5 protein-coding genes are annotated in these 4,212 nt (G+C 58.3%); 1 reads left to right on the forward strand and 4 read right to left on the reverse strand.

The features are described from left to right. From AC1DOC_RS22060 to AC1DOC_RS22075, 4 genes are all read right to left on the reverse strand, one after another. Positions 1 to 348: 3-hydroxyacyl-CoA dehydrogenase NAD-binding domain-containing protein (locus AC1DOC_RS22060; protein ID WP_478130480.1), on the reverse strand; the 348-nt coding region annotated here is incomplete at its 3' end. Between the two features lie 145 nt (positions 349 to 493). Next, complete coding sequence (locus AC1DOC_RS22065) at positions 494 to 1,681, reverse strand: acetyl-CoA C-acyltransferase family protein (RefSeq protein ID WP_478080797.1); 1,188 nt, start codon at positions 1,679 to 1,681, stop codon at positions 494 to 496. A 19-nt stretch (positions 1,682 to 1,700) separates the two neighbouring features. After that, positions 1,701 to 2,480: a 3-hydroxybutyrate dehydrogenase gene (locus AC1DOC_RS22070; RefSeq protein WP_478130481.1), complete on the reverse strand. Its 780-nt coding sequence runs from the start codon at positions 2,478 to 2,480 to the stop codon at positions 1,701 to 1,703. 17 nt (positions 2,481 to 2,497) lie between these two features. After that, a complete protein-coding gene (locus AC1DOC_RS22075) occupies positions 2,498 to 3,502 on the reverse strand; it encodes an NADPH:quinone reductase (RefSeq protein ID WP_478130482.1) in 1,005 nt (334 codons plus the stop codon). A 95-nt stretch (positions 3,503 to 3,597) separates the two neighbouring features. Here AC1DOC_RS22075 and AC1DOC_RS22080 point away from each other — a divergent pair. Beyond that, positions 3,598 to 4,212: LysR family transcriptional regulator (locus AC1DOC_RS22080; RefSeq protein ID WP_478130483.1), on the forward strand; the 615-nt coding region annotated here is incomplete at its 3' end.

Consider the following 4,212-nt stretch of genomic DNA (forward strand, 5'->3'; position numbering starts at 1 on the left):
GGCTATAACCACTTCCGGTCTCAGAATCGCCTCAAGGTCAGAGAAAATATCAACCTTGACCGACAGTTCTTCGACAACTGCTTCGATCACAAAATCCGTCGCCGACAGTTCATCAAGAGTGGATGCAACGCTGATCCGGCCCATCGCAGCCTCTTTGCTGACCGCATCCAACATCCCTGCCCGTCCAAGCTCCTCGAAAACATGAGTGCATCTCTGCGTTACGCCTGCTCTCACGCTGGCATTGCTATCGTGGACGACAACCCTCCGCCCCCCCGCTGCCAACTTGGCGGCAATGCCGCTCCCCATCAAACCGCCGCCGACGACGCCAACTGTGTTCAACGAATTCATCTCCGCTCCATAAACATTGAATTTCAGGAATCTGATGCACGCTCCAACGCGTGCGGCGCCTCATGCCCACGAGGCCTAGAAGCGCGACCTGCGCCAGGCGATAAATTCTCGCGTCGGGAAATCAAATTCCCGCTCATACATTGCGTCAAACGACGCTCTCGAAGACTACGGCAATCCCCTGGCCACCTCCGATGCACATCGTGACCAGTGCATACCTTCCCCCCACTCGCCTCAATTCGTGCACTGCCTTCGTAGTGATGATCGCTCCCGTTGCTCCTATAGGGTGACCGAGAGAGATCCCAGACCCGTTGGGATTGACCTTGTTCGGGTCCAGACCGAGCGCCTTGGTGACGGCGAGAGCTTGAGCCGCGAATGCTTCGTTCGCCTCGATGACATCGAGGTCTGCAATCCCAAGCCCAGCCTTCTTCAGCACAGCTTGGGTGGCAGGCACGGGGCCGATTCCCATGAACTTGGGGTCAACGCCAGAATGCGCATATGCAACCAGCCTTGCCATCGGCTTCAGTCCATAGGTCGACACCGCATGTCCGCTCGCCAACACCACAGCGCTTGCGGCATCGTTGATACCCGAAGAGTTGCCTGCAGTGACAGTCCCGGATTCGCGCTTGAACACTGGCCGCAGTTCAGAAAAATCAGACAGTTTGCTGTCGAAGCGGACGTGTTCGTCCCTTTCGAATGTGTTTGCTTTACCCTTGTTCTTGACCGCAATCGGAACTATCTGCTCTGAGAAACGGCCCTCCTGAATTGATCGCTGAGCTCGCCTGTGACTTTCAAGCGCGAGTTCATCTTGCTCGGCGCGACTGATCTTCCATTGCTCCGCAACGTTCTCTGCAGTTACACCCATGTGCATACCGAAAAACGGGTCGTGGAGCACACCGGTCAGCGCGTCGACTAATGTGAGATCTCCCATGCGCCCACCCCAGCGTGAGGCTTGGCTCAAGTATGGCGAGCGGCTCATACTCTCAGCGCCGCCGGCAATTGCGACGTCAACATCTCCCAGGAGAATGGATTGGGCTGCACCTACAACGGCTTGAAGGCCGGAGCCACATAGCCGGTTGACATTGAAGGCACTGCACGCGATGTCGCATCCTCCGTTGAGCGCTGCTACCCTTGAAAGGTACATGTCGGCGGGCTCAGTGTTGATGACGTGACCGAACACTACTTGGCCAACAAGTTGACCGTCCACCGACGCATGCTTGAGCGCAGACTGCACGACTTGCGTCGCCAGCACCGCAGGAGCGACCGAGGCCAGCGACCCTCCGAATGTGCCGACAGCTGTTCGAACAGCGCTGACGACGAAAACATCGTTCTTCATATTGGCTCCTGCCGGAAAACTATTGAGCGGTCCAGCCACCGTCCATGGCGAGGCTGATGCCGGTGATGTTGTTGCCCGCCTCGCTCGCGAGAAAGAGCACAGCGGCAGCAATCTGGTCCGGAGTGGTGAACCGTTCGCTGGGTTCCTTGCCGGACAGCAGCGCCGCCATTGCGTCCTGATAGGACACGTTGTTACGTTCCATGTATTTGTTGATCTGAGTCTCGACCAGCCCCGTTTTGACCCATCCTGGGCAGATAGCGTTGCAGGTGATGTCCGATTTGGCATTCTCGAGCGCAATGGTCTTCGTCAAACCGACAACGCCGTGCTTCGCGGCGACATACGCAGCCTTCTCTGCGGATGCAACCAGTCCGTGCGCGGAAGCGATACTGATGATTCGACCGTGCTGGCGCTCTTGCATTCCTGGCAACACGGCTGCGCTGACGTGAAATACAGAAGAAAGATTGATCGCGATGATCTCGTCCCACTTCGACACCGGAAAGTCCTCGACACGAGCGGTGAATTGGATCCCGGCGTTGTTGACAAGCAGATCAACATGGCCCATCGCGTCTTCCACATCCACGATGAGCTGCCGTGCTGCCGCAGCCGAACGCAAATCGGCCTCGAAGTGCTTGGGCGAGCTTTCAGCAGTTCCTCGCGCGGAAACTTCATCAATAGCTTTCGCTACTTCATCTCTCGCTCCAAGACCATGAAGTGCGATCCGCCAGCCTGCAGCCGACATGGCCGCTGCGATTGCGAGACCGATTCCACTGGTCGACCCCGTGATGAGCGCGGTCTTCACATGGGTGTGCGAAGAGATCATGCGGCGCTCACCACGTCCACGATGACCGCACCTGAACGATGGCCGCTCTCCACAATTTCGTGTGCGCGTGCGCAATCTTGGAGCTGTACCACCTCATGAATCGGCACATCCAATGTGCCCTGCTCCAAAAGGCGATTGACGCGGTCGGCGGCGCCGGTCCGTTCCTCCTGCGTCAGCAAATAGACCAGCACGAACTGAAGCTGGATGCCCTTGAAAAGGAACTTGTAGAAAGGCATCTCAGGCCGCATCACGCGTGCGGAGCCGTACGTCACAACCGTCGCTCGATCCGAGAGCAGATCGGCTAGATCTTCGACATTGGCCCCAAACTCGACTTCGACCGCGTGGTCTACGCCTCGGCCCTTGGTTGCGTCGAGGACATCTGTGACAAGGGTCGGACTTGTGTAATCAACAAAAGCATCAGCACCAGCGCTGACGATACGCTGTTCTTCGACTGAGCCATGACCGGATGCCACGACAAAGGCGCCGGCATGCTTGGCGACCTGGACCGCAAGACGTCCTACCGTGCCAGCCCCTCCGCTGACAAGAACAACGCGCCCCGCGATGTCACCAAAGCCTGTCGTGACGTGGCACGCCGTGAGCGCCGGAATGCCAAGGGCTGCACCGGTCTCGTACGAAGTGTTGTCGGCCAGCGGGAATACCAGCCTCTCGTCGATCGCGATGTATTGCGCCGCCGTTCCGCAGGCGCGGCGCCACTGGCCGTTGCTTATCCAGACTCTGCGCCCGGGAAGTATTCGGCCGCTGCAGTCGGATCCACACTCGACAACGACGCCAGCGCCGTCGCTGTGAGGAACGATGAAAGGAAAGGGAAGTTCGCTCTTCCCGCCGCGAACTCCGGCCCTCGCCTTCACGTCGGAAGGATTCACGCCCGATGCATGCAGTTGCACAAGGACTTCCCCTCGACCTGGGGTCGGCATCGGACGATCTCCGTACAGAAAAACCTCTTTCGCGGGTCCGACCCGCTCGTACCAAGCAGCGCGCATCACTTCTCCAAATTTGTGTGGAGACAGCTTAAGTGCGCTCAATCAGCCGACAAAACGCATAGTATCGATAGGACCTATGCGAAAGTCGGATTGATATGCGAGATCTGGACATTGACCTCATTCGTTGCTTTGTTGCCGTCTCAGACGCGCAGAGTTTTACCGGGGCATCCAAGCGCCTCTGCAGATCGCAGTCGGCGATCAGCACCAGGGTTCAACGATTGGAAGAGTTGCTCGGAGTCGCACTTTTTCTTCGCAGCAGTCGCCAGGTCCGACTCACTGCTGCTGGGGAGCAATTTCTTAACTACGCTGTCGGTCTGATGCGCCTGAACGATGAGGCCATCGGCATGCTTGGTCGCAGCAACCTTGAAGGACGCCTTCGGCTCGGCATTGTTGAATACCTGGTCCCGCATCGCCTCCCTGAGTTGCTCGCTCGGATCCACCGGCTACTGCCACGTGTCGAACTGAGCGTCAAGGTGGCGCTCAGCGAGACCTTGCTCCACGCCTTCGATGCCGGAGAACTTGATGTGGTGGTGGTCAAGGAACAGGAGGGACGCGGCTCCCCTCGATTGTTTCGCGACGAGAAACTGCTTTGGGTCGCCAACCAGCACATCGAGCGGCCTCCACCTCTCGTTCAGCTGTGCTTGCTGCCGGCTCCCTGCGCGTTCCGAACCGCTGCGATCGCGGCGCTGAGTTCGAGCACGGTCCAATGG

It is taken from the genome of Variovorax sp. 01T439_2 (genome assembly GCF_056398445.1).